At 69.7% G+C, this 25,637-nt stretch carries 19 protein-coding genes; 8 read left to right on the plus strand and 11 right to left on the minus strand.

Translation table 11 applies throughout. From position 1 onward, the window contains the following. Window positions 1–5: 5 nt before the first annotated feature. On the plus strand, window positions 6–1,793 hold the full coding sequence (locus OG538_RS01340) for an ABC transporter ATP-binding protein (protein ID WP_406099937.1): 1,788 nt from the start codon (window positions 6–8) through the stop codon (window positions 1,791–1,793). Between the two features lie 17 nt (window positions 1,794–1,810). Here OG538_RS01340 and OG538_RS01345 read toward each other — a convergent pair whose 3' ends face one another. The 3 genes from OG538_RS01345 to OG538_RS01355 form a co-directional block, all read right to left on the minus strand. Then, window positions 1,811–3,127, minus strand: a complete 1,317-nt coding sequence (locus OG538_RS01345; protein WP_406089271.1) for an IS4 family transposase — start codon at window positions 3,125–3,127, stop codon at window positions 1,811–1,813. A gap of 392 nt (window positions 3,128–3,519) precedes the next feature. Beyond that, window positions 3,520–4,734, minus strand: coding sequence for a D-mannonate dehydratase ManD (gene manD / locus OG538_RS01350; RefSeq protein WP_406089273.1), 1,215 nt, complete (start codon window positions 4,732–4,734; stop codon window positions 3,520–3,522). Next, window positions 4,731–5,474, minus strand: a complete 744-nt coding sequence (locus OG538_RS01355) for a DUF2625 family protein (RefSeq protein ID WP_406089275.1) — start codon at window positions 5,472–5,474, stop codon at window positions 4,731–4,733. The genes manD and OG538_RS01355 overlap by 4 nt, the downstream gene beginning before the upstream one ends. A gap of 590 nt (window positions 5,475–6,064) precedes the next feature. On the opposite strand from OG538_RS01355, the gene OG538_RS01360 reads away from it, so the two are divergent. From OG538_RS01360 to OG538_RS01380, 5 genes are read left to right on the plus strand one after another with little or no spacing between them, the layout of a single operon-like run. Continuing rightward, window positions 6,065–7,576 (plus strand): aldehyde dehydrogenase family protein, encoded by a 1,512-nt coding sequence (locus tag OG538_RS01360; protein ID WP_406089277.1) that lies wholly within the window; start codon window positions 6,065–6,067, stop codon window positions 7,574–7,576. A 28-nt stretch (window positions 7,577–7,604) separates the two neighbouring features. Next, window positions 7,605–9,131, plus strand: coding sequence for a GMC family oxidoreductase (locus OG538_RS01365; protein ID WP_406089279.1), 1,527 nt, complete (start codon window positions 7,605–7,607; stop codon window positions 9,129–9,131). Beyond that, the gene (locus OG538_RS01370; protein WP_406089281.1) at window positions 9,131–10,180 is read left to right on the plus strand and encodes a glycine betaine/L-proline ABC transporter ATP-binding protein; all 1,050 of its coding nucleotides are present in this window, start codon (window positions 9,131–9,133) and stop codon (window positions 10,178–10,180) included. Before OG538_RS01365 ends, OG538_RS01370 begins: the two co-directional genes overlap by 1 nt. A 37-nt stretch (window positions 10,181–10,217) precedes the next feature. Beyond that, the gene (locus OG538_RS01375) at window positions 10,218–12,203 is read left to right on the plus strand and encodes an ABC transporter permease subunit (RefSeq protein ID WP_406089282.1); all 1,986 of its coding nucleotides are present in this window, start codon (window positions 10,218–10,220) and stop codon (window positions 12,201–12,203) included. 1 nt (window position 12,204) lies between these two features. Further along, window positions 12,205–13,170, plus strand: a complete 966-nt coding sequence (locus OG538_RS01380; protein ID WP_406089284.1) for an ABC transporter substrate-binding protein — start codon at window positions 12,205–12,207, stop codon at window positions 13,168–13,170. Window positions 13,171–13,224: 54 nt separating this feature from the next. Here the strand turns inward: OG538_RS01380 and OG538_RS01385 are convergent, their stop codons facing one another. The 5 genes from OG538_RS01385 to OG538_RS01405 all read right to left on the minus strand — a co-directional run bounded on the left by OG538_RS01385 (window position 13,225) and on the right by OG538_RS01405 (window position 19,160). Next, window positions 13,225–15,624 (minus strand): glycoside hydrolase family 9 protein, encoded by a 2,400-nt coding sequence (locus OG538_RS01385; RefSeq protein WP_406089286.1) that lies wholly within the window; start codon window positions 15,622–15,624, stop codon window positions 13,225–13,227. Between the two features lie 152 nt (window positions 15,625–15,776). Further along, window positions 15,777–16,013: a hypothetical protein gene (locus tag OG538_RS01390; RefSeq protein ID WP_406089288.1), complete on the minus strand. Its 237-nt coding sequence runs from the start codon at window positions 16,011–16,013 to the stop codon at window positions 15,777–15,779. A gap of 7 nt (window positions 16,014–16,020) precedes the next feature. Beyond that, window positions 16,021–16,698: a TNT domain-containing protein gene (locus OG538_RS01395; RefSeq protein ID WP_406089290.1), complete on the minus strand. Its 678-nt coding sequence runs from the start codon at window positions 16,696–16,698 to the stop codon at window positions 16,021–16,023. A gap of 262 nt (window positions 16,699–16,960) precedes the next feature. Beyond that, window positions 16,961–18,781: a SpoIIE family protein phosphatase gene (locus OG538_RS01400; RefSeq protein WP_406099938.1), complete on the minus strand. Its 1,821-nt coding sequence runs from the start codon at window positions 18,779–18,781 to the stop codon at window positions 16,961–16,963. A gap of 217 nt (window positions 18,782–18,998) precedes the next feature. Next, the gene (locus tag OG538_RS01405) at window positions 18,999–19,160 is read right to left on the minus strand and encodes a hypothetical protein (protein ID WP_326733509.1); all 162 of its coding nucleotides are present in this window, start codon (window positions 19,158–19,160) and stop codon (window positions 18,999–19,001) included. Window positions 19,161–19,440: 280 nt separating this feature from the next. On the opposite strand from OG538_RS01405, the gene OG538_RS01410 reads away from it, so the two are divergent. Continuing rightward, complete coding sequence (locus OG538_RS01410; RefSeq protein WP_406089292.1) at window positions 19,441–21,333, plus strand: ABC transporter ATP-binding protein; 1,893 nt, start codon at window positions 19,441–19,443, stop codon at window positions 21,331–21,333. A gap of 83 nt (window positions 21,334–21,416) precedes the next feature. On the opposite strand, the gene OG538_RS01415 is transcribed toward OG538_RS01410, so the two are convergent. Beyond that, entirely contained in the window at window positions 21,417–22,277 is an 861-nt protein-coding gene (locus tag OG538_RS01415) for a PepSY domain-containing protein (protein WP_406089294.1), read from the minus strand. Between the two features lie 78 nt (window positions 22,278–22,355). Beyond that, window positions 22,356–23,753, minus strand: coding sequence for an APC family permease (locus tag OG538_RS01420; protein WP_406089296.1), 1,398 nt, complete (start codon window positions 23,751–23,753; stop codon window positions 22,356–22,358). A gap of 369 nt (window positions 23,754–24,122) precedes the next feature. Here OG538_RS01420 and OG538_RS01425 point away from each other — a divergent pair, with 369 nt between their 5' ends. Beyond that, a complete protein-coding gene (locus OG538_RS01425) occupies window positions 24,123–24,440 on the plus strand; it encodes a hypothetical protein (RefSeq protein ID WP_406089298.1) in 318 nt (105 codons plus the stop codon). Window positions 24,441–24,573: 133 nt separating this feature from the next. Here the strand turns inward: OG538_RS01425 and OG538_RS01430 are convergent, their stop codons facing one another. Further along, a complete protein-coding gene (locus OG538_RS01430) occupies window positions 24,574–25,611 on the minus strand; it encodes an ABC transporter substrate-binding protein (RefSeq protein WP_406089300.1) in 1,038 nt (345 codons plus the stop codon). Window positions 25,612–25,637 lie beyond the last annotated feature (26 nt).

Below are 25,637 nucleotides of genomic sequence, written 5' to 3' on the forward strand. Positions count from 1 at the left end.
ACACCATGCAGAAAGCGGTTTCCCAACCCTCCGCCGAACCCCTGGCGTCCTTCGACCACCTCGACCACCGCTACCGCGGCGAGAACCCGTTCCGCACCCTCGCTTACCTCTTCCGGCCCGACCGCGGCCGGCTCGCACTCGCTGTCGTCATCTTCGTCGTGAAGCACAGCCCCATCTGGTTGCTTCCCCTGATCACCGCCACGGTCCTGGACGTGGTCGTCCAGCACGGCCCGGAATCCCGGCTCTGGAAGTCCACCGGTGTCCTGTTGTTCATCCTCGTGATCAACTACCCGCTCCACCAGTGGTACGTACGCTGCCTCGGCGGCAGCATCCGGCGCATGGGCACAACCCTGCGCTCGGCTCTGTGCCGCCGCATGCAGCAGTTGTCCATCGGCTATCACGCACGCGTCAGTTCGAGCGTCCTGCAGGCCAAGGTGGTCCGCGACGTGGAGTCCGTCGAGCAGATGATGCAGCAGAGCGCCGACATGGGACTCGGCGCGGTCGTGACCCTGGTCGGCGGCCTCGTCGTCATCGGCGTGCGGGTGCCCGCCTTCCTCCCGGTCTTCCTGATCGTGGTGCCCGCGGCCGGCTTCCTCGTGATGAAGCTGCGGGCCCGGCTGCGCAGTCACAACGAGTCCTTCCGGCGCGAGGTCGAACAGCTCTCCTCCCGCGTCGGCGAGATGACCACCCTCATCCCCATCACCCGCGCGCACGGGCTGGAGCGCACCGCGCTCGGCCGGGTCGACGGCTCGCTGCGCCAGGTCTTCGCGGCCGGTCTGCGCCTTGACGTGATCAACGGCCGCTTCGGATCCCTGGCCTGGGTCATCCTCAACACGCTCGGGGTGCTGTGCCTGACGGGGTCCGCTCTGGTCGCCTACCACGGCTGGATGCCCATCACCCCCGGCGACGTCGTGATGCTCAGCGCCTTCTTCACCGTCCTGACCGGCTCGGTGACCACGCTGCTGGGTCTGGCCCCGATCCTCACCAAGGGTCTGGAGTCAGTGCGTTCGGCGGGCGAGGTGCTCCAGGCACCCGACCTCGAACACAACGCCGGCAAGGCTCAGGTCGACCGCGTCACCGGCCGGATCGACTTCGAGGACGTCGGCTTCGCCTACGAGGGCGCCGCCCCCGCCGTCGACGGCTTCACCCTCTCCGCACGGCCGGGCGAGACCATCGCCCTGGTCGGTGCTTCGGGCGCGGGCAAGTCGACCGTCCTGAACCTCCTCATCGGCTTCATCCGGCCAACGTCGGGCCGCATCATGCTCGACGGCACCGACATGGCGGGGCTCGACCTGCGCAGCTACCGACGCTTCCTGTCCGTGGTGCCGCAGGAGTCGATCCTGTTCGAGGGCAGCATCCGCGAGAACGTGACGTACGGGATGGGCGACACGGACGAGGCCACGCTGATACGCGCGCTGACGGACGCCAACGCGCTGGAGTTCGTCAAGGACCTGCCGCTCGGCCTCGACACGGTCGTCGGCGAGCGGGGCGCGCGGCTCTCGGGCGGGCAGAAGCAGCGGCTCGCCATCGCCCGTGCCCTGATCCGCGACCCCAGAGTGCTGGTGCTCGACGAGGCCACGTCCGCGCTGGACAACCGCTCCGAGGCCCTTGTGCAGGAGGCCCTCTCCCGGCTCGTGCACGGCCGTACCGTCTTCGTCGTCGCGCACCGGCTCTCCACGATCCAGGGGGCCGACCGGATCGTGGCGATGGAGGGCGGCCGGATCGCGGAGGTGGGGTCGCACGAGGAACTGATCGGCCGGGATGGGGTGTACGCGGGCCTTCAGCCCGCCTAAGGGCCAAGGCCGTGAAGTTAAGGCTTGGTCGTTGGCGTCAAGATCTTGATGTTGAGGGTGGCTGTGTAGGTGCGCCGGTCGACTCTGAGGCTTTTGTATGCGTATCGGGATAGGGGTCGTTTCACCGCTCGGGGGCTGACGCGGAGGCGGCGGGCGGGCATGAGGTGGTCCAGGACGGCTCGGCCGATCGTTCCGGCGAGGTCGATGACGGAGTCGGCGATGATGCCTGCGGCTCGGACGATCTGATCGCGGGCGCATCGTAGTGCGACGCTGAAACTTCCCCGGTCGGGGTCTGCTCCGGGTGTGGTCCCGGTGGCGTCGGCGATCGCGATCCGCAGGGCCTGGTATGCGCTCAGGAGGGCATAGACCTCTTGGGTGATGCCTGCCCAGGTCTGAGAGCGCAGGACTCGTCGGCCCAGCATCGACTTCTTGATCGCGAAGTAGGCGGATTCCACTTCCCATCGCTCGTGATAGAGGCTGACCAGGTTGGATGCCGGGTATCGGTGGTGGTCGAGGAGGTTGGTGGCCAGCCGGTAGAGGCCGGTCGTGCGGCCCTGGCTGGTAATGATGGTGATCTCGCACTCGATGATGCGGACTTCGAGGCCGCCGAAGCGGGAGAGGTGGGAGCCGTCGTCGAAGCGGGCCAGGACCGGGGGCTTGCGGGCGGCCGAGATACGGGCCAGGAAGGCGGCCTCGGTGCCGGCGACGGCGGTCAGGAACGGATTGCCGGAGAAGCCCCGGTCGAGAAGGACGATCATTCCCGCGTGCAGGGAGCGGGCCAGTTGCTTGGCGTAGGCGCTCTCGCCGCTGGAGCGGGGGCCGAAGGCAGCGTCCAGGACCGCGCGGGTGCCGCAGGCCACCAGCGCGGTCAGGCAGATCTGCGGGTAGCCGGAGGTCCCGTACTGGTTGGTGATCCCGCCCAGACGGGCCCGGTGCAGTGGGCTGTCGGGGACGTCGAGGCAGGTGCCGTCGATCGCGACGGTCAGCAGGCCCTTGAAATGGGCGCCGGTGGTACGGATCGCTGTCGCGGGCCCGCGCAACAGGTCGAACAGGGCCTGCATGGGACGCGCCCCCAGGCGGGTCCGGGCGTTCCAGAGCGCTGTGCCGGTGACCTTCGCGACCGGTATCGCCTCCAGCGAGGCGGTGAGCTTGCGCCAGACTGCCAGGTAGCCGCAGTCGTCGAAAAGGGCCGCGGCCAGCAGCAGGTAGACCACCACCCGGGCAGGAATCTTCCGCAGCCGCTGCTGGACCGCACCCGTTTCGACAAGGGCCGCATCGACCATCTCGAACGGGACGATCCGGGTGAGTTCCCCCAGATGCCCAGGAGCGAACAAGCCCTTGGCTACCGTGATTTCACGCGTGATGACACACTGATCGGACAGCGGAGCCTCCGGTGCTGTGAACGGCTGTCTTGGTCGACTGCCAGTTCTACCGGGGCTCCGCTTCTCACGTCCCGGATCGCACCAGATCAGACCCCACACGTTGGCGTCCCCCGAGCCCTAACTTCACGGCCTTGGCCTAAGGGCTGTCCCGCAATTCCTGGTGGATGAGCGCGCGGCGTCAGGTGCGGTGCATCGCAAGGCGGAGAGGCACCCGACGAGATGTATTCGGGCGTTTCGACAACGCGGCGAGGTGCCGTAGCTGCCGTCGTGCGCCCGCCAGGAATTGCGGGACAGCCCTTATCCGTAGCCGGACCGCGTGAACGCCGACGGCGGCGCTCCGCGGCTCACCAGTCGTGGACGCTGCCGTCCAGGAGGCGGTTGACCGGAAGGTAGGCCCGCGCGTACGGATGCGCGGCCGCAGCCTCCTCGTCCAGTTCCACACCGATACCGGGCTTCTCCCCGGGGTGGAGGTACCCGTCGGTGAAGGTGTACGCGTGCCGGAACAGCTCGTCGGTCAGCGGGGTGTGGCCCGAGTACTCCTGGATGCCGAAGTTGTGGACGGCGAGGTCGAGGTGGACGGCCGCGGCCATCCCGACCGGCGAGATGTCCTCCGGTCCGTGGACGGCGCTCTTGACCTGGTACTGGGCTGCGAAGTCGAAGAGCTTGCGCAGGGGTGTGACCCCACCGAAGTGGGTGACCGCGGAACGCGCGTAGTCGATCAACTGCTCGGCAATCAGCGCCTGGTAGTCGTACACGGTGTTGAAGACCTCGCCGACGGCCAGGGGCGTGGTGGTGTGGCGGCGGACCAGACGCAGGGCCTCCTGATTCTCGGCCGGAGTGCAGTCCTCCAGCCAGAAGGGCCGGTAGGGCTCCAGGTCCTTGCCGAGCCGCGCCGCCTGGATCGGGGTGAGCCGGTGGTGGGCGTCGTGAAGAAGGGGGAGCTCGGTGCCGAACTCCGCACGTACCGCCTCGAAGACGGCCGGCGTGTGACGCAGGTACGCGTCCGTGTCCCAGTCCTCCACCAGGGGCCGTGCCTGCTGGTGGGCGACCGCCGTGCCGTCGCCGTCCTGGCTGTACACGCCGTACACGGCCTTGAGTCCGGGGATGCCCGTCTGGATGCGGACGGCGGGGTAGCCCTCGGCGAGCCTGGCCCGTACGGAGTCGAGGAGTTCGGGGATGTCGCGGCCGTTGGCATGGCCGTAGGTGCCGATGCGGTCCCTGCTCGGGCCGCCCAGCAACTGGTAGAGCGGCAGACCGGCGGCCTTCGCCTTGATGTCCCACAGGGCCACGTCCACGGCGGCGATCGCGGCCATGGTCACCGGCCCGCGCCTCCAGTAGGCGCCGCGGTAGAGATACTGCCAGGTGTCCTCGATCCTGTGCGGGTCGAGGCCGATGAGCAGGGGTGCCACATGATCGGTGAGGTAGCTGACGGCGGCCAGCTCCCGTCCGTTGAGCGTGGCATCGCCGAGGCCGGTGAGGCCTTCGTCGGTCGTCAGCTTCAGCGTGACGAAGTTGCGTCCTGGGCTGGTGACGACGACTTTCGCGTCGATGATCTTCATGCGCGCCCCTCCGAGGGGAGTGAACCGAGGAATCCGGGGTCGCCCAGCCCCATCTGCCGGCAGAACTCACCGCTCAGGGCGAGCAGCTCGGTCAGGGGAACGGGCGTCCTCGTGGTCGCGGCCGGATCCGCCTGCGCCTCCTTCGACCACAGGAAGGGGTACACGGCGATTCCCCGGGACAGGTCGAGCGATTGCGACTCGCGCTGCCAGCCGGGCCACCGGAGTCCGTCGTAGAACTGGTCCAGCCGTCCCGACAGCAGCCAGGTCAGCCACGTTCCGTAGCCCATCTCCATCGCCTCCCATTCCAGGGAGTCCGGCGCGAAGTAGAGCATCTGCCCGGGCGCACCGGGACGGCCGCACGCTGCGGGATCGTGGCCGTTGAGAGCGAACACCCCGCCCAGGACATCATGGCCGACGACCAGGGCGTCCGTCGGGCGCCACGCGCCGTCGAACGTGGCTGGGAAGCGATTGACGCGGGCCAGACCCGGGAGACCGGCAGCGCCGCTCGGTGCGCCTGCGAGAACACGGACCCATCCGTGGTCCACGACCAGGCCGCCGGAGTGCAGCACCAGGGCTCCGAGAGCGGATCGCGCGCCGACCTGCAGCTGCAGCAGACAGGCGCGGCCCTGCCCGGGATCACCGGGCAGCACCTCCACCGGCACCGAACTGTTGGCGAACTCCTCCTGGAGGACCGGCCACGCAGGCTCGTCCACGTCTGTCAACTCGCTCAGCTGTCGCATACACGCATCGTTCCATCTCCCCGTGCCGCGGCCACCAGCAGGGGGATCGCAGGTGAGGCCCGCACCGCCTCCGTGGTCCGGCGGAGACCCTCCGGCATCCGCTCCTGCACGAACAACGGATACGACATGGCCAGGCCTGTCGCCTCGGGCGTGAGGCGTCGCGGGACACACGTGTCGCGGCGGCGAGGGCCCGGCCCGCGGAGGAGGCGCGGGCAGTCGCCGGAAGGTCCCGGGGCTGCCGCTGAGCACCACGCCGACGCCGCCCGTCGTGCTGCCCGGAACCCCCGTCGTGAGGTGCCACACCACGTCGGGAATGGTCCAGGGAGCGAAACAGCCCCCGCGCCCACCACGATCCCGACGGCCCCTATGACGTGCTCCGCGCCCATGCCCTCCCCCGGTCGGCACCATCACTCAGTCGGTGGAGCGGCGGACATCCATCGCTACGGCGACCGCGCCCGCACCGCCGCCGCGCCCCGCAACAACCCTTGGCCCTCCGCGTGAGCAGGGTCACTTGCCGGCAGTCGCCGTGCATGGCTTCCCCCTTCCGGGGCATATGGCCAGACCGCCGGGAATCACCCGGCGTCAAACCCATGGCCACCGAAAGGGCAGCACACGACGTGTCGGCACAACACACCATCCAGGTAGCGGGAGAGTGGCGCGCCGCCGCCTCCGGCGCCACGCGCGAGATCCTCGACCCCGTCGACGCGACCGCTTTCGCCGTCGTGTCGGAGGGCGATGTCGTGGACGCGGACGCCGCGGTCGCCGCGGCCAGGTCCGCCTTCGACGCGGGGCCCTGGCCGCACACCCCGGTCGCCGAACGCGCAGCACTGCTCAGGCGGGTGGCCGGCCTGTTGGAGCGCGACCGGGAGCGACTGGGTGCGCTGGAGTGCCGTGACGCGGGCAAGACCCTCGAAGAGGGCCGGGTCGACGTGGACTGTGTGCGCGACGCCTTCCGCTACTTCGCCGACCTCGTCATGAACGAGAGCGGAGGGCGGGTCGTCGACGCAGGGTCCGAGGAGATCCACAGCATCGTGGTGCATGAGCCCGTAGGCGTATGCGGCCTCATCACTCCGTGGAACTACCCTCTGCTCCAGGCGAGTTGGAAGATCGCTCCGGCGCTCGCCGCGGGCAACACCTTCGTGATCAAGCCCAGCGAGATCACCCCGCTGACTACCGTCGCGCTCGTGGCGCTGCTCGCCGAGGCCGGCCTGCCGGCCGGCGTGGCGAACATCGTCACCGGCCCCGGCGCCACCGTCGGGGCCCGGTTGGCGAACCACCCCGACGTCGACCTGGTCTCCTTCACGGGCGGCCTCGCCAGCGGCACGAAGGTGATGCGGGCGGCCGCTGACTCGGTCAAGAAGGTCGCGCTCGAACTCGGCGGCAAGAACCCCAACGTGGTGTTCGCCGACGCGTGCGCCACCGAGGACGGATTCGACACCGCGGTCGACCAGGCGCTGAACGCCGCCTTCATCCACAGCGGCCAGGTCTGCTCCGCCGGATCCAGGCTGATCGTCGAGGAGTCGGTGCGCGAGCGGTTCGTGACCGAGCTCGCGCGGCGCGCCGAGCGGATCCGCATCGGCCGCGGCACGGACGAGGGTGTCGAGTGCGGTCCCCTCGTCTCAGCCGGGCAGCTCGCCAGGACCGAGGAGTTCGTCGCCTCCGCGCTCAAGGACGGGGCGGTGCTTCGGGCGGGCGGCGAACGTCCTCAGGGGCCGGGCTACTTCTACCGGCCGACGGTCCTGGACCACTGCGACCGCACCATGCGGGTCGTGCGTGAGGAGGTGTTCGGCCCGGTACTGACCGTCGAGACCTTCCGTACGGAGGACGAGGCCGTCGCTCTGGCCAACGACACCGAGTACGGCCTGGCCGGCGGTGTGTGGACGGCCGATGCGGGCCGCGGCCGCCGGGTCGCGGCGCGGCTGCGGCACGGCACGGTCTGGATCAACGACTTCCACCCCTACCTGCCGCAGGCCGAGTGGGGCGGTTTCGGCAAGTCCGGCATCGGCCGGGAACTCGGCCCGACGGGCCTGGCCGAGTACCGCGAGGCCAAGCACATCTACCAGAACCTCGCCCCGCGCCCGGTGCGCTGGTTCGCGGGCTGAACGGGGAGCAGAGGCGATGGAGGACGACATGACCACGTACGACTACGTCATCGTCGGCGGCGGCACCGCCGGTTCGGTGATCGCGTCCCGGCTGACCGAGAACCCCGACGTCACCGTCGCCCTCATCGAGGGCGGACCGAGCGACGTGGGGCGCGAGGACGTACTGACCCTGCGCCGCTGGATGGGCCTGCTCGGCGGGGAGCTGGACTACGACTACCCCACCACCGAGCAGCCGCGCGGCAATTCGTACATCCGCCACAGCCGGGCCCGGGTGCTCGGCGGCTGCTCGTCCCACAACACGCTGATCGCTTTCAAGCCGCTCCCGTCCGACTGGGACGAGTGGGCGGCCGCCGGTGCGGCGGGGTGGGACGCCTCGTCGATGGACCCTTACTTCGACCGGCTGCGCAACAACATCGTCCCCATCGACGAGGCCGACCGGAACGCCATCGCACGCGACTTCGTCGACGCCGCGCAGTCGGCGCTCGGCGTGCCGCGCGTCGAGGGCTTCAACAAGGAGGCCTTCCAGGACGGTGTGGGGTTCTTCGACCTCGCCTACCACCCGGAGAACAACAAGCGCTCCTCGGCATCGGTCGCGTATCTGCACCCCTTCCTCGACCGGCCGAACCTCCATATCGCCCTGGAGACCTGGGCGTTCCGCCTGGAGTTCGACGGCACCCGGGCGACCGGTGTGCGCGTGCGGACCGCGGACGGCGAGGAGCAGGTCGTGCGGGCCCGGCGCGAAGTCGTGGTGTGCGCAGGCTCGGTGGACACGCCCCGGCTGCTGATGCACTCCGGCATCGGTCACCGCGCGGAGCTGGAGAAGCTCGGCATTCCGGTGACGCACGACCTGCCGGGGGTCGGCGAGAACCTGCTCGACCACCCGGAGTCGGTCATCGTCTGGGAGACGCACGGGCCGATCCCGGAGAACTCCGCGATGGACAGCGACGCGGGGCTCTTCGTGCGGCGTGATCCGGACAGCCCGGGCCCCGACCTGATGTTCCACTTCTACCAGATCCCGTTCACCGACAATCCGGAACGGCTCGGCTACGAGCGCCCACCGCACGGGGTGTCGATGACACCGAACATCCCCAAGCCGCGCAGTCGAGGCCGGCTCTACCTGACGAGCCCCGACCCCGAGGTGAAACCCGCACTGGACTTCCGTTACTTCACCGATGCGGAGGACTACGACGGACGCACCCTCGTCGACGGCATCAGGATCGCCCGGGAGATCGCCGCTCAGGAACCCCTGGCCGGCTGGCTGAAGCGGGAGGTCTGCCCGGGGCCCGAGGTCACTTCCGACGAGGACCTGAGCGAGTACGCACGCAAGGTCGCGCACACCGTCTACCACCCGGCCGGAACCTGCCGGATGGGCGCACCCGACGACGCACTCGCCGTGGTCGCACCCGATCTGCGGATCCGGGGCCTCGACGGCATCCGGATAGCCGACGCGTCGGTCTTCCCGACCATGACGACCGTCAACCCGATGATCGGGGTCCTGATGGTCGGCGAGAAATGCGCGGATCTGCTCGTCGCCACCCATGGGGGTCATGCCTGATGAACACACCACCGCACGTCTTCTCCGTACGCGACCTCTGGAAGGTCTTCGGGCCGAAGGCCGACCGTGTACCCGGTGATGCCGAACTCGGCGCGCTCGACGCCGCGGAGCTGCGCGCGCGCACCGGCTGCACCGCCGCCGTGCGTGACGTCTCCTTCGATGTCCGCAAGGGCGAGGTGTTCGTCGTGATGGGACTGTCCGGTTCGGGCAAGTCCACCCTCGTGCGCTGCCTCACCCGGCTCGTCGAGCCGACCTCCGGTGAGGTCACGATGGACGGCGAGGACGTGCTGGCGATGAACGCCGGCCGGCTGCGTGAACTGCGCCGCCACCGGGCCTCCATGGTCTTCCAGCACTTCGGACTGCTTCCGCACCGCTCGGTCCTCGACAACGTCGCCTACGGCCTGGAGATCCAGGGCATGGGCCGGGCCGAGCGCCGCGAGCGGGCAGCCGAGGTCATCGCGAAGGTCGGCCTCGACGGGCTGGAGAGCCGCCGCCCCGGTCAGCTCTCCGGCGGTCAGCAGCAGCGGGTCGGGCTGGCGCGTGCGCTCGCCGTCGACCCCGAAGTGCTGCTGTTCGACGAGCCGTTCAGCGCGCTCGACCCGCTGATCCGCCGTGACATGCAGGAGGAGGTTGTGCGGCTGCACCGAGAGGAGGGCCGCACGATGGTCTTCATCACCCATGACCTGAACGAGGCGCTGAAGCTCGGCGACCGCATCGCGCTGATGCGCGACGGCCGGATCGTGCAGCTCGGCACGCCGGAGGAGATCGTGGGCTCGCCGGCTGACGACTACGTCCGCGACTTCGTACGGGATGTGCCGCGCGAGCAGGTGGTGACCGTGCGGGCGGCCATGCGTCCCGCCGACGGCGCGGAGAGCGCCACCGGCCCCGGGCTGACCCCGGGGGCCACCGTCGCCGAGGCGATCGAGGCGGTCGTCCGTACCGGGGAGACGGCGCGTGTGGTCGAGAACGGGCGCTGCCTGGGCGTGGTCGACCACGCGTGTCTGCTCGCCGTCGTGGCGGGGGTCCCGGCCGTGAAGGAGGCTGCGTGATGCGGGTGAACTACGCCGAGGGACCTCCGGGCCACGCATGCGGCCCCGGGAGGTGGGCGCTGTGACGGCGACCGCTGCCACCACCACGCCCGCCACCCCGCTCGGCACGGCCGGCCCGGCCGCTTCCCTCGCCCGGCACCGCACGACGTTCCTGCTGACCGGAGCTGCCGTGCTGCTGGTGCTCGGAACGGTCCTGGTCGGCCCCGGTGCGTGGCCCACGAGCCTCACCGTCGATCTCACCGGACCGCTGGGCGACGTGAGCGACTGGATCATCGACAACCGCGACACGCATCCGGTGTTCCTCTACTTCTTCGGGCACCTCAGCAACGCCGTCGTGCTTTCGGTCCGCGGTGTCTACCTGGTGCTCCTCGCGGCAGGCTGGGCCGGTGTCACAGCTGCCGGCGGGCTGATCGCCTGGCGGGTGGCAGGCGTCAGGCTCGCGCTGACCGCTGTCGTCGCCTTCCTCGTATGCGCGCTGCTCGGCATGTGGGTGCCCACCATGCAGACGCTGGCACTCATGGTCATCGCGGTCCTGGCGTCGGTGGCTCTCGGCGCGGTCCTCGGCCTGGCCGCCGGGCTGTCGGACCGCGTCTTCCGCATCCTGCGACCGGTGCTCGACACCATGCAGGTCATGCCGGCCTTCGCGTATCTGCTGCCGGTCGTCCTCGTCTTCGGTATCGGTGTCCCCGCCGCCGTGCTCGCGACCGTCGTCTACGCGGCGCCGCCGATGGCCCGGCTGACGGCTCTCGGACTGCGCGACGCGGACGCGGGAGTGATGGAGGCTGCGGCTTCGCTCGGAGCCACGGGGCGGCAGCGCCTGTTCACCGCCCGCCTTCCGCTGGCGCGCAGGGAACTGCTGCTCGGCCTCAACCAGACGATCATGATGGCCCTGTCGATGGCCGTGATCGCCTCCGTGATCGGCGCCGGCGGTCTCGGCGACCGCGTCTACCAGGCGCTCGCGTCCGTCGACGTGGGCGCCGCGCTCGCCGCCGGGATCCCGATCGTGCTGCTCGCCGTGGTGCTCGACCGCGTCACCGCCGCCGCCGGCAACCGCATCGGCGGTGTTCCGCGCACCGGATCCGCCCTGCTGGGCTGGGCCGTCGCCGCCGCCGGCACCGTCCTCGCGGCCGTCGTTGCCCGCCTGGTTCTCGGAACGGGCTGGCGGGACGGCTGGACGGCTGACATCGCCCCTCCCGTCAACTCGGCAGTCGGCTGGATGACCGGCCACCTGTACTCCGGTGTGCCCGTGATCGGCGGCACGGCGGACTGGGCCGGACGGTTCACCACCTGGGTCCTGGACCCGCTGCGCGACGGTCTGCAGTGGCTGCCCTGGTGGGCGGTGCTCCTGCTGATCGCCGTGCTCGCCCTGCTGATCGGTACGTGGCGCACCATGCTGACCGCCGTCCTCGCCATGGCGGCGATCGGGGTCCTAGACGTCTGGGACCCGGCTCTGGACACGCTGTCCCAGGTGCTGGCCGGTGTCGCGGTGACGCTGGTGGCCGGTTTCGCCATCGGGATCGCCGCCTCCCGCAGCGCACGCGTGGAGCGGCTGCTGCGGCCGGTGCTGGACGTGTTCCAGACGATGCCGCAGTTCGTCTACCTCATCCCGGTCGTCGCCCTCTTCGGCGTCGGCCGCGCACCGGCGGTGGCCGCCGCCGTCGTCTACGCGCTGCCCGCCGTCGTACGGATCACCACGCAGGGCATGAACGCCGTCGATCCCGTCACCATGGAGTCCTCGCGCTCACTCGGCGCGACGGGCATCCAGCAACTGCTCAAGGTCCAGCTGCCGCTGGCCCGCCCGGCGCTGCTCCTCGCGGTCAACCAGGGCGTGGTCCTGGTCCTGGCCGTCGTGGTGATCGGCGGTCTCGTCGGCGGGGGCTCGCTCGGCTACTCCGCCGTGTTCGGCCTGGCCCAGGGTGACCTGGCCACCGGGCTCGTGGCCGGTGCCGCGATCGTCCTCCTCGGTCTGATGCTCGACCGGGTCACCCAGCCGACCCGGCGCCGCTCCGTGAAGGGGGCCTGACATGGCTCGTACGCGTACCTCTCTCGTCGCCCTCGCATCGGCCACGGCTCTCGTCGCCGTCGCGGGCTGCGGTGCGGCGGACATGACGCAGCAGGCCTCCCCGTTCGCCAACGCGCGGGGCGCGAAGACCGTGACCCTGTCCGTGCAGTCGTGGGTGGGCGCCCAGGCCAATGTCGCCGTGGCCGAGTACCTCCTCGAACACGAGCTGGGCTACCGGGTCGACACCGTGCAGATCGACGAGGTGCCGGCCTGGGACGCCCTGAGCCAGGGCCGGGTGGACGCGATCCTGGAGGACTGGGGCCACCCGGACCAGGAGGCCCGGTACGTCCGGGACAAGAAGACCATCCGCTCCGGCGGGGAGCTCGGGGTCACCGGTCATATCGGCTGGTTCGTGCCGACGTACTTCGCGAAGGCGCATCCCGATGTCACCGACTGGCGCAACCTGGACAAGTACGCCGACAGCTTCCGCACGGCGGAGAGCGGCGGCAAGGGCCAGCTGCTGGACGGGTCACCGTCGTACGTGACCAACGACAAGGCCCTCGTGCAGAATCTCGGCCTCGACTACCAGGTGGTGTTCTCAGGGTCCGAGGCGGCGCAGATCACCCAGATCAAACAGTTCGCCAAGGGGAAGAAACCCTTCCTCTCCTACTGGTACAAGCCGCAGTGGCTGTTCGAGCAGGTGCCGATGACGGAGGTGAAGCTTCCTGCCTACAAGGAGGGCTGCGACGCCGACCCCGAGAAGGTCGCGTGCGCCTACCCGCACACGCCGTTGAAGAAGTACCTCAACGCCCGCTTCGCCGGCACCGGCGGCAAGGCGGCCTCGTTCCTCAAGAAGTTCTCCTGGGGTACCGAGGACCAGAACAAGGTCGCCCTGATGATCGCCGATCAGAAAATGTCACCCCAGGACGCGGCCAGGGAGTGGGTGGACGCGAACGAGAAGAAGTGGCGGCCCTGGATACCCGGGTGAGGGCCCCGAGGGGTGCTGTCCCGCCCGCGCCGGGGCAGCACCCCCCCTCGTCGATCAGCCGCACTCCGTCCCGTTGAGGGTGAAGGAGGCCGGCGCCTGCGCAGGTGCCCCGATGGCCTGGAATCCGAAGGAGACGGTGCCGCCCACCGGGATGACCGCGGTGTGGGCCGCGTTCTTCACCGTGACGCGGGAGCCGGCCTGGGTGGCGGTCGCGTTCCAGGCGTTGGTGACCTTCTCGGCGCCGCCGAATGCGAAGCCCAGCTGCCAGCCGTCGACCGGATCCGTCCCGGTGTTGCGGACGGAGACGTCGGCCGTGAACCCGCTGCCCCAGGACTGGCTGACCCGGTACGTGACCCCACAGGTGCCGGCCGGGCCAGGGGTTCCGGTCGGATCGGGCGTGGGCGTGGGATCAGGGGTCGTGGTCGGGTCGGGTGTCGTGGTCGGGTCGGGTGTCGGTTCCGGGTCCGTCCCGTCCGGCGCGCTCCCCCACTGCGGGGCCGTACCCTCCAGCAGCACCATGTGCGGAGCGTCCACCGGCGTAGTGCCCGGGGTCGTTGCCGACGAGGGGTAGGACCAGTCGTTCGCCGGGTTCCAGGCCCCTGCCGAGGTGATGCGGAACTGAACCTCCTTGCGGTACGCGGACTGGCCGGCCGGCGCGATGTCCGTGCCCGAGCAGTCCACCGTCACGTAGTAGACGTCGCCCGCGTCGTGCGTGGGGCCGGTCACCTCGCCGCACTGGTTGTAGTTGGTGGTGAAGCTGATCTGTCCGGGCGTGACGCCGGGCTCCAGCGTGAAGTAGTAGCGCACGGACGCGTCGGTGAGGGCTCGCGCCGGCCACGCGGACCTGTTGACCAGATACGCCTTGACCTCGGTGAAGTTGCTGCCCGCCGCGTTCACCGAAGCCTGGACCGACATCTCGGGCCCGTCCGGTGTCTCCCGCTGGGGGAAGTTCGCGAGCGGGGCGCCGCCGTACTCGCCGTAGAGCCGGGCCAGCGCGCCCGTGAAAGCCGCGTTGTAGTCGGTGGCGACCTCGTTGTTCACGTAGTTCGAACGATCGTCGGTGTATGTGTCGTCCGCCGCGCTGGGTCCGCCGACCAGTGCTCCGTAGAGCGTGTGCCGGCTCTCCACCGGGTTGTTCATCTGGTCGGTCCACGAGCCGTGGGCGGTGCGGTGGTGGGGTTTGGTCGGCGGGTTGCTGCCGAAACCGACCACATAACTCGACTTGCGCGGGTTGTCGCCCAGCGCGTAGTTGATCTGGCGGAGGGCGAAGTCGTGGTAACGGGCCTTGCGCGTGGTGTCGGTCAGCCAGTCGGAGTAACTCAGCGCCACGAAAGCGGTGTTCGCCGCATATCGCAACGATCCCCAGCTGTCCAGGACGGCCTGCCCCCCGGGCGAGTAGGCCACCCGCTGTCCGTTGACGCCGACCGTCCACCAGTCGAGCCAGCGGTTCGCGTCGTCGACGTACTTCTGTTTGCCCGTCAGCTGCGCGAGCAACACGTAGGCCCCGTAGGAGCTGTCGTCCCAGGAGAGAGTCCAGCGGTAGGACCGTGTGCTGCTCTGCGGCTCGGTCGAGAGGTTGTCGTAGTACGACTCCGCCTTGGCGAGGTACGAGGCGTCCCCCGTTGCCTTGTACAGCCAGATCGCACCCCAGACCAACTCGTCGTTGTACCCGCTCCAGGAGTTGTAGTACGCCTGCGCGTCGGTGATGCAGTCGCTGTACTTGCCGCGGTAGGTGTCGGCGAACGTGTACAACTGCTTCGCGTGGGTGATCAGCTTCGTGGCGTACGCCGGGTCGCTGTCGGCGAACACCATCGACGAGGAGGCCAGGGCAGCGGCCGTCTGACCGGCCAGGTCGGTGCCGGGGCAGGATGCGTCGATCCTGTAGGCGGGCCGCTTCATCGGCATCACCTCGGCCGGTCCCCACCATTTGTGGTCGTCCCCGCCGTTGCCCACCTGCCCGTAGAGGACGTTGGGCGACGGGTGCGCCTTGAGGAAGTAGTCGTTGACGAAGCGCAGGTTGTTCCTCAGGTACGGAAGCTGGCCGGATGCGGCATAGGCGCCCTTCTCCTCGACACCTCCCCACGCGAGCATGGTGGTCGAGAAGGCCATCGGCAGACTGAACTTGACGTGGTCGCCTGCGTCGTACCAGCCCCCCGTGAGATCGAGGCCGACGTCCTTGCCGTCGTCGAGGGCGGAATCACCGCGCCAGCCGACCCGGTTGGTCTCGGGGAGCGTGCCCGACTGCTGCGCCTCGTAGAACAGCACCGACTTCTGCAGCGCCTCGCCGTAGTCGAAGGCCGGCGCGGCCGCCGCGCTGCCGGACAGCGACATCGGAAGCAGCAGGCCGGCGCCGAGAGCGAGTGCCAGAGCGATGGCGCCGGGGCGGTGGGCGAGAGAGACGCTGCCGGCCCCTCGGAGTCGTCTGCGTACAGCGGCAAGAGTGAGCGAGCGCAACGGAACAATCCCTTCCGTACGTCGGTGGGCGCGCCGGGGAGCGCAACGCCTATGGGAGCGCTCCCATAGGCGTTGCTCATGAAGCCAGCTACCGGGGATCCTGTCAATGCTTCTGACAGGAACACCTCAGTACAGTCGGCGGCCGGACCGGCCTACGGAACGAGCAAGCGGAACAGGTGGGCGCAAGCCGCCGCCTCACCCGGGTGACGAGCGATCACCTCGTAACCGCCCCGTTCGTACGCGCCGGTCTCCCACTCCCCGCCGGACGCCTTCCGCAGGAACAGGAAGTCGGTGGGGGTGGGGGCCGGTTCGTGGACCCCCTCGATGCGGTAGTAGCCGTCGGCCACGCCTGCGGCACGCAGGGCGTCCCGCAATTCCCGGCGGTCCACGACTGCGTTACGCGCCCGCGGCAGTGAGGTAGTCGTGCTCCAGCAGCCACTTGACGTTCAACCGCTGCCCCTGGCCCGGGTCGAGGAAGACGGCGTCGAGCTTGATCTGCTGACCCCCGCCGGGCTGCTCGAACCACGGGGCGATGCTGCCCTGCCACACCCAGAACGGCTTGGCGACCTTGTACACGCGGTAGTCGCAGGCCACGGCCGCGTCGCGGGTGTTGAGGTTCTGCGGGGGCAGCGCACGCTCCGCATACGCATCACCGGCAGGGGCCAGGTAGCCGCCGTACTCCGAACCGAAGCGGTCCAGGCGCTGGCCGGGGCGCAACTTCGCGGGCTCCTTGTCGACCTCGCCGTTGACCTCACCGAAGCCGTCATTGGGCGGGTACTTCCAGCTGCCGGAGTCGGCGGGCCCTTCCCAGTACTTCTTGAGGAAAGCCTGCGGGGACAGGTCCCCGGTGCGCTTGTAGCCCTTGAGGAGCGGGCCGACCGGGGCCAGGTTCCTGTTCGGGAGCCACTTCGGGCCGAGGCGTGCGTCGTCCTGGAATTCGCCGGTGCACGGCTCGTGCCGGGCGGCGGCGGCCGCCGTGGGGCCCTCCGGCTTCGCGGCGGCGCCGGCCGCGGGGGCCGTGATCAGTCCGGCGGTGATGCCGAGTGCGGCGAAAACGGTGCGCATGCGGTGCATTCAGGGGTCCCCTCGGGTACCGATGATCAAAGGTGAGGTGACACAGGGTATCCGCATGATCACTGCAAGGGTTCACGGCATGCCGCGCCGCACCCCGGAGGCCGGAGGGGTGGGAGTTCTCGGTGCGCGGCGACGGCACCGCGCCATCGGCGTCAGCTCACCAGTAAGCGGGCACGCCCTGCCATGGGCGCCGGCTCATCGGCAGGCGCAGCGCCCCGCCATCAGTTCAGCTCACCAGCAGGCGCAAACCCCCGCCATCGGCTCAGCCCGTCGCCGTGTCGCCGGCCTCTGCCGGGGATGCTTCGTTGAGCGCGAACCACGCCGTCTTGCCTTCGGGTTCGGGGCGCACGCCCCACTGGTCGGCCAGGATGTCGAGCAGCATCAGCCCACGGCCCGACGAGGCGAGTTCGCCGGGGGTCCGCTGATGGGGCAGTTCGTCACCCCGGTCCATGACCTCGACGAGCAGTCGGCGATGACCGGTCTCGCCGGTGACGTAGGCGTTGAGAGCGCCGTCCTGGTCGGTGTGGACGAGTACGTTGCCCAGGAGTTCGGTCGCCAGGAGCACCGCGGTGTCGACCTGGTCCGGCCGCGCCCAGTCGTGCAGCAGCGCCTTCAGCTGGGCCCGGGCCTCGGAGAGTCCCTCGCCCTGGTCCTGGCCCACGGTCAGCATCAGCCGGCGCCGGCTGACCTCGTCCCGTGCCGGTCCGGCGTCCCTGCGCAGAAGCAGGAGTGCGATGTCGTCGCCGTCCCGCACGATGTCGTCCTCCTCGGCCCCCGGCTCGGCGCTGAGAGCCGCCGCCATCAGCCGGTCGGCCATCCCTTCGAGGTCCTCGACGGGGCCCGGGGAGAAGGCGTCGCGTACCCGGACCCAACCGGTGTACATGTCGTGGCCGCCGTTCTCGATCAGCCCGTCCGTACACAGCATGAGGACCTCGTCGTCGTGCAGGCGCACGACGTCGACGGGATAGTCCTCCTCGCCGGGCATCAGGCCCAGCGGCAGGCCGCCGCTGACGTGCTTGATCAGACAGGTGCCGTCCGGAGTGCGCAGGACAGGGTGGGGGTGTCCGGCGCGGGCGATGTGCAGGTCTCCGGTGGACGGGTCGGCCTCGATGTAGAGACAGGTGGCGAACCGGTCCTCGTCGAGGGTGGTCAGGAAGCGTGAGGCCCGCGCCAGGACGGCGTCCGGGCCGTGACCCTCCGCGGCGTAGGCGTGCACGGCGGTGCGCAGCTGGGCCATCAGCCCGGCGGCGTGCACGTCGTGTCCCTGCACGTCGCCGATGACGAGGGCCAGCCGGCCGTTGGGCAGGTCGATGCTGTCGTACCAGTCCCCGCCGACCATGAGCCCTCCGCCGGTCGGCACATAGCGCGTCGCCACGCTCAGCCCGGTCAGGGCCGGCCCGTCCGTGCGCATGCTCCGGCGCAGGCCACGGGAGAGTTCCAGTTCGGCTCTGCTGGCCCGGGCCCGTTCGAGCACCTGGGCGATCATGCGTCCGGTCGTGGTCAGAAGGGCACGCTCGGCGGCGGTGAACGCCACCTGGGAGCGGAAGGCGGTCAGCCAGACTCCGGTGATCCGTCCGGCGGTCACGAGCGGGACGAAGGCCCACGCCTCACGGCTCTTGCGGGCTGACATGTGCCACGTGGCCGGGAAGCGGCGCCGGTATTCCGCCCGGGAGGCCAGGTAGACGGCCCGGCCGGTTCTGGCCACCTCGGCGGCCGGGTAGCCGGCCGTCATCGACATCCGGAATCCGCGGTCGGCTCCCCCGGGGGTGAATCCGTACTGTCCCAGAGAGCTCAGGGTTTCCTCGCCGATGCCGAAGACGCACTGGCCGTCCAGCGAGAAGTCGGGGGTGTAGAGCGCGGCCACCAGTTTCAGCGCCTCGTCGAGGGAGTCCGCCTCGGCAACGGCGTGCCCCGCCGAGAGCAGCCGGGAGTCGCGGCGCCTGCCCTCCCCCTCCGCACCTTCGGCATGCATCTGCCGGTCCGTGGGGTCGGGGCGGGGCGCCTCCATGCGGTTCAGGGCGTCGATCTGGTCCAGCTCGGTCTCGAACCCGTCCGCCGGCGGCTCATGCCGTTCACCACCCATCCGGCATCCCTTCGTCCCGATGTCGTCGCCGACTGTTCGTTCCATGCTCCGACGGGAGAGCCCGGTCCGCAGTGCGAGACGTCGTGACAGCGGCGGGGTGCAGGGGGTCGCACCCGGCTGCGACGCGGGAGTCCACGGCGGCCGGGGCGTGCGGCAAAGGCCGCGACCACCGCCCGGTCACCGGGGTGGCGCCACCCTGCGAGGGTGGTCGCCGCTGCTACCGGTACGCGGCCGCCCTGCGGACATCGCTGAAGTCGATGGCCCGGTCGGCCTCGCGCAGTGTCTCCTCAGCCACCCGGCGCACCTCGGCCGGCACATCCCCGTGCTCTTCCACGAGTCCGGCGTAGATGGGTGCATCGGTACTGTCTGTGAAACTCACGTCGCACTGCCTCAATCGTTTGTGTTTGCCATCGTTCGGCCGGAAACAGGGGCCGATTCTACGTGGTCCGTCTGCGCCGCCGCAGACGGCACCGAGGATTGGGCGCCCACGCGGCCGACCTGCACTCTTGCCGCACACGTTGATCTTCGAGGCCGCCCTTTACCGGCTCTTACGGAGGACGGCGTTGACCTCAAGTCCACTTGAGCTCATAGCGTTCTCTCTGCGCCCCGGTTCGTGCCCGGGAGCCGAGCAGCCCCTTTTCGCACCCCGGAGGCACCGCATGAGTATGGAAGTCACCGCTTGGTCGTCGCTGCACAGCGCGATGAACGCCCAACAGGACCGCAGACCCTTCTCACGGGCCACCGTGCGCCGGATCGCCTCCTTCGCCCGGCCGCGCCGCCGTGAGCTCTACCGCTTCCTGCTGCTGAGCGTCGTCATGGCTCTGCTCGCCGTGGCCACCCCGGTGCTGGCCGGCAAGGTGGTCGACACGATCGTCCAGGGCAAGGAGCACGGCACGGTCACCCGGCTCGCGCTGCTGATCGCCGTGATCGCGGTGGCCGAGGCAGGGCTCGGTCTGCTGACCCGTCTGCTGTCGGCCACGCTCGGGGAGGGGCTGATCCTGGATCTGCGCACGGCCGTCTTCGACCATGTCCAGCGGATGCCCGTCGCCTTCTTCACCCGGACCCGCACGGGCGCCCTGGTGAGCCGGCTCAACAACGACGTGATCGGGGCGCAGCGGGCGTTCAGCAACACCCTGTCCGGGGTGGTCTCCAATCTGGTGACCCTGCTGCTGACGCTCACGGTGATGCTGACCATCTCCTGGCAGATCACCCTGCTCGCGCTCGTCCTGTTGCCGGTGTTCGTCGTGCCCGCCCGCCGCATGGGCTCCCGCATGGCGCGGATGCAGCGCGAGGCGGCCGCTCACAACGCGGCCATGGGCACGCAGATGACCGAGCGCTTCTCGGCCCCCGGCGCCACACTCGTCAAGCTGTTCGGCCGGCCCGATGACGAGTCCGCCGAGTTCGCCGCCCGTGCGAGCCGGGTCCGTGACATCGGCATCCGTACGGCCATGGCGCAGTCCACGTTCATCACGGCCCTCACCCTGGTCTCCGCGCTCGCCCTGGCACTCGTCTACGGCCTGGGCGGCTACTACGCGCTGCGCGGCAGTCTGGAGCCGGGCGCGGTCGTGTCCCTGGCTCTGTTGCTGACCCGCTTGTACGCCCCGCTGACGGCGTTGGCCGGTGCCCGGGTCGAGGTGATGAGCGCGCTGGTGAGTTTCGAGCGCGTCTTCGAGATTCTCGACCTGAAGCCCCTGATCGCCGAGAAGCCGGACGCCCGCAAGGTGCCGGAGGGCCCCGTGTCGGTGGAGTTCGACGGTGTCTCGTTCAGCTATCCGTCCGCCGACAAGGTCTCCCTCGCCTCACTCGAAGAGGTCGCGACGCTCGACTCCCGCGGGGGTACGGAGGTCCTGCACGAGGTCTCCTTCCGTGCCGAGCCCGGCCGGATGGTCGCCCTGGTGGGTTCGTCCGGCGCCGGCAAGTCGACGATCGCACAGCTGCTGCCCCGCCTGTACGACGCCGATTCCGGCGCCGTACGCCTGGGCGGCGTCGACGTGCGCGATCTGACCGCCGAGTCGATCCGCGAGACTCTCGGGATGGTGACCCAGGACGGGCACCTCTTCCACGAGTCGGTCCGCGCCAACCTGACCCTGGCCAGGCCCGGGGCCACCGAGGACGACATCTGGGACGCGCTGCGGCGGTCGCGGCTCGACGGACTGGTGGCCTCCCTGCCGGACGGACTGGACACGGTGGTGGGCGAACGCGGCTACCGGCTCTCCGGGGGTGAGCGCCAGCGGCTGACGATCGCCAGGCTGCTGCTGGCCCGCCAGCGCGTGGTCATCCTCGACGAGGCGACCGCGCACCTCGACTCCACGTCCGAGGCAGCGGTGCAGGAGGCCCTGGCCGAGGCACTGGAGGGGCGCACCGCCGTGGTGATCGCGCACCGGCTGTCGACGGTGCGGGCGGCCGACCTGATCCTCGTCGTCGAGGAGGGCCGCGTGGTCGAGAGCGGGACCCACACCGAGCTGCTGGCCGCGGGGGGACGGTACGAGGAGCTGTACCGGACACAGTTCGCGTCCCCGGAGGCCGGAGAGACACAGGGGGCGCCCGTCTGATCCGGCCCCGGCCGCCACGCACGCACGAATAGCCCCCGGTCCGTGCGAACCGGGGGTGTTCGTGCGTGCGGTGGTGCCGAAGGTCAGTCGTCCGTCTTCTCGGCGGTGACGGAGCCGGTGGCCGCGTCGACGTCGACCGTGGTCTCGTTCCAGCTCTTGTCCACGACGTCCACCGACCAGACGAGGACGTTCTTGTCGTTCTCGTCCAGGTCCAGGGACGTGACCGTGCCCTTCTTCTTGTCCGTGGCTGCCTTGGCCGCCTGCTGCGGGGTCTGCTTGGCCTTGGCGATCCAGTCGGCGGTGCGGCTCTTCTCCCCGGCGTCCTGTTCGGTGTCCTCGGTGGACTTGACCACCTTGCCGGAGACGGCGTCGATGCGCACGGTGTGCTCGGTCCCGTCCTTCGCGGCGACCGTAGCGACCCATTCCGGGCCGGTGGCGGCGGGCGAGGCGCTCGCGCCGCTGGGCGAGGCGGCGGTGCCCGTCGGCGAGGGGCTGGCGCTCCCGGTCGGTGAGGCGGTCGTGCCCGTCGGAGAGGGACTCGCGGTGGGCGACGCGCTCTCCCGGTCGGTGTCGTCGTCCGACTTGCCCGGACCGCGCAGGTCGAGCTCGACCACCTTGCCGCCGCTGACGGCGCCCTCGGCCGTCGTGACTGCTTTGTCGAAGGTGATCTTGGTGGATTCGAGGAGCTTCTTGCGGTCCTTCTGGTCCTTGGTCATCGTGGCGGAGGGAGACGCGCTCTTGCTCGCGCCGTACGTGGGCGAGGTGCCCCGCTCCGGGACGGCACGCGCGGCTTCCGAAGTGGCGGTGCCCGTCGAGGTGTCGCCGCTGTCCTGACCGCAGCCCGTGAGCAGGGCCGCGGCCAGGAGGACGCCGGCGGTGCCGGCGGCGCGCAGGCGCTGGGTGCGGAGGAGTCCGGTGTTCTTCGGTGGGGAGTCACATGTCATGCCCGCATGCCTAACCGCACGGCCGGTCCGGCATGACGTGCCACCCCCCGCTGTCACCCGATCACCGGAGAACCGGGCTCAGACCTGCGCGTCCTCGGGGATGCTCACCAGCCACCGGGTGGCACGGCGTGGCCTCAGGTACAGGGCCCAGTAGAGCGTGGCGACCGCGGTGATCCCACCGGTCCAGAGCAGGTACTCGGTCTCCTGCTGGGTGAGGATGTACGTGAGGACGAGGATGAGCCCCACCGGGACCGCGGGCCAGAGCGGCATGCGCCAGGCAGACGCGTCGCGGTGGGTGCCGCGTCGGCAGAGCAGCGCGGCTATGGCCACCAGCAGGTACATGGCGGTGACGGAGACGCCGGTCACTCCGTACAGGGTGTCGAGGTTGACGAAGCAGAGTGCGGCTCCCGGAATGCCGACGAGGAGGGTCGCCACCCACGGCGAGCCGAACCGGCCGAGCCGGGACAGGGCCTTGTTGACCGGGGCGGGCCACGCCTTGTCACGGGCGGAAGCGAACAGTACCCGCGAGTTCTGGATGACCATGACGATGCCGGCGTTGATGATGGCGAGGGCCACGCAGAGGCTGACGAAGGTGCCCACGGCCGAGTTGGACCAGGCCTCGACCATGGCGCTGAGGTGGCCGGAGGTCAGAGCGGCGAGGTCGGGGGCGCCCAGCGTGATGGCGATGACGGGAACGAGGATGACTGCCGTCGAGATGGCGAGTGTCGCGAGGACGGTACGGGCCACGTTGCGCCGCGGGTTCTCCAGCTCCTCCGAGAGGTAGACGGCCGTGGAGAAGCCCTGCGTGATGAAGAGGGCGATGGCGAGCCCGGAGACGACCATCATGGCGGTGACGGTCGAACTCGTGCCGCCCGTCGACGCTACTGAGCCGTGCACGAGCGCGGAGGCGCCCCGCTCGGAGTGGGCGAACCCGAGGACGGCGACGACACCGGCGGCGATCACCTCCAGCACGAGGAAGATGCCGGTGATCCACGCGTTCGCGCGCAGGTCGAGGAGGCCCGCGAGGGTGGCCAGCAACATGACGCCCGCCCCGGCGAGTGCGGCGGGGACGTGCACGAGCGGCGCGAGGTAGTCGGCGGTCCCCATGGCGATGACAGGAGGGACGATCATGACGACGAGCAGGGAGAGCACGAAGACGAGCCAGCCCGCGAGCCGGCCCGCCATCGTCGACACCATGGCGTACTCGCCGCCGGCGCTGGGGATGAGGGTGCCCAGCTCCGAGTAGCAGAACGCCACCGCGATACAGAGCAGCGAGCCGATCGCGATGGTGAGCGCGGTGTACGTGCCGAGGCTGGAGAACAGGTCCGGCACCACCACGAAGAGGGTGGAGGCGGGAGTCACGCAGGAAAGCGTGAGCAGGGTCCCCCCGACGACGCCGATGGAACGCTTGAGCTTCTGCGGGGTGGGGCCGGTCGCGGGGGCGAGCGCCTGTGGAGCGCTGAGCGTGTCGGTCATCGAGTCGGGTTCCGATCAACAGGTGCGGTGTCTGAGCGCGGGAGCGGTATCGCCTCCGGACGAGGTGTGATGAATGGTTCCGGTGCTCCCAGCGCGTCATGCAATACCGACGCGTTCCGCAGGTCAATAGCCGTTTTACTTCGGAATTCGTTGTCCAAAGATCGCCGGTCAACGGTTTGTCGCCAAGATCGCACCAGGGCAACGGGATCGGCGGTTGCGGGAACCGCAGGGGGCCGCTCGAAAAATTTCATTCAAATCCACCCGCGGTTCGCCGGCGGGCCCTGCGCTGCACGCCTCTGCGGACGGAGGGGTTCCGGGACTTGTCGTCCATGGGTCGCGATACGGCGGCTTTGGTGCGAGCCTGGATGCATGACTTGGGCGTCCTGGACGACACGCGGGATTTACTCGGGGCACGGCGGGGTGCTCACCGAGGAGGTCGGGCCGCTGTCCGGCGACCTGACCGTCCACACCACCTGGGCCGAGGGCACGGCTCAGATCACCGTGCAGTACACCGATGCCGCCGACTGGTTCACGATGGCGGGGAGTCCTGTGCCCTGCCCTTCGGAGGAAGCCAGCCGGACACTGCACGAAGCCGTGGTGGAGGCCGTCCGGCAGGGCTCGGCGGCGACGGTTCCGGCCCCGCCGCAGGCGCAGGACCGGACGGCAGAGGGAACCCCCACCGAGTAGGGCCGTACGTATATGCCTCCGCACTCGTACACGGACGCGTACGAGTGCGGAGGCATGTGCGGGATGTGAGCTTGAGCTTTGTGCAGGCGTCTACGGGTGCGGCCGAGCGCAGCGGCGCGTAGCGGCCGCCGGGTCAGCCGGCCTTCTTCACGAACTCCGTCGTGTACGTCTTGGAGAGGTCCACCTCGGCGTTCTTCAGGTTGGGGTTGAAGGCCTTGAGGACCCGCTCGACGGTCGCCGGCCCGTCCGGGGGCATCACGCCGTCCGTGGTGAACATGGGCAGGGTGCTCTTGATGGACTGGGCGTAGAGAGCGGCGCCGCCGCCCTGCGCGTAGTCGGCCGGCATCTTCGCGGCGATCTCGTCCGCGCTGTGCGAGGACATCCACTTCAGGGTCTTCACGAAGGCGTTGGCCAGCTTCTGCACGGTCTTCTTGTGGCCGTTGACCCACTCGGTCTGCATGTAGAGGCTCGATGAGGGATAGGGCCCGCCGAGAGCCTGCTTGGAGCCCTCCGGCGTCCGCATGTCGATGAGGATGCGGCCCAGCTTCTTGTCCAGGATGGTGGCCACGGTCGGGTCCGTGGTCATACCGCCCTGGATGGAACCCTGCTGGAGCGCGGAGATGAAGGTCTGTCCTGCGCCGACCGCGACGGGAGTGAACTCACTGGTCTTCACGTCGTTGTTCACGGCGAGGTACTTCGTGAGGAAGTCGGTCGACGAGCCGAGGCCCGTCACGCCGAGCTTCTTTCCCTTGAAGTCCTTCGCGGACCTGATATCGCCCGCTGCCTGGTTGGAGACGATCTCGACCTCGCCGGGCGCTTGGGAGAACTGCACCACGGACTCGACCTGCTTGCCCTTCACCTGAAGGTCGAGGGTGTGGTCGTAGAAACCCACGGTGCCCTGTACGTCGCCGGAGACCAGAGCGGTCTCCGCCTGGACGCCGGCGGGCTCGGTCAGCAGCTGGACCGACACTCCCTCGTCCTTGAAGTAGCCGAGCCGTTCGGTGAGCATCGCGGGCAGGTAGATGACCTTGTCCAGGCCTCCCACCATGATCTTGACCCTGTCGTTCTTGTCACCGGAGGCGGAGGTGGAGTCGCCTCCGCACGCGGTCAGGCTCGCCGCGGCGAGTGCTCCGGCGACGGCGAGTGCCGGGATCCGGGGAGACATGCGCATCTGGTTCACGTCCTTGTGAAGGGGCT

Source organism: Streptomyces sp. NBC_01013, from assembly GCF_045162765.1.
Taxonomy (GTDB): domain Bacteria; phylum Actinomycetota; class Actinomycetes; order Streptomycetales; family Streptomycetaceae; genus Streptomyces.